The sequence below is a fragment of the Nosocomiicoccus sp. HMSC059G07 genome, from assembly GCF_001815515.1.
Taxonomy (GTDB): Bacteria; Bacillota; Bacilli; order Staphylococcales; family Salinicoccaceae; genus Nosocomiicoccus; species Nosocomiicoccus ampullae_A.
On the sequence record NZ_KV820876.1, the window covers coordinates 1 to 332 of the forward strand.

General features: G+C 34.9%; 1 protein-coding gene. It reads left to right on the plus strand.

Annotated features, from left to right (window positions below; all coding sequences use genetic code 11):
* Window positions 1-281: SEC-C metal-binding domain-containing protein (locus HMPREF3029_RS08375; protein ID WP_210400787.1), on the plus strand; the 281-nt coding region annotated here is incomplete at its 5' end.
* Window positions 282-332: the final 51 nt, after the last annotated feature.

Here is a 332-nt window from a genome sequence, read left to right on the forward strand (position 1 = left end):
AAATTAACCCGTTAAGAGAATACCAAAACGAAGGGTTAGAAATGTTTGAGCAGATGATGAATGCTATAGAAGATGATGTTTCTCGTATGACATTAAAAACTGAAGTTCAAATGGACGAAGAAATTAAACGTGAACAAGTCGTCGATAAAAATAAAATGCAAGCATCTGATGGTAAAAAGAAAATGAAAAAGCAACCGGTTGTTAAAAAACAAACGGTCGGCAGAAACGATCCATGTCCATGTGGGTCTGGTAAAAAGTACAAAAACTGCCACGGTGCTTAAGGAGAAAATTATGGAAATAAGTGAAATTAAAAGCTTTATAGAAGAGATGCG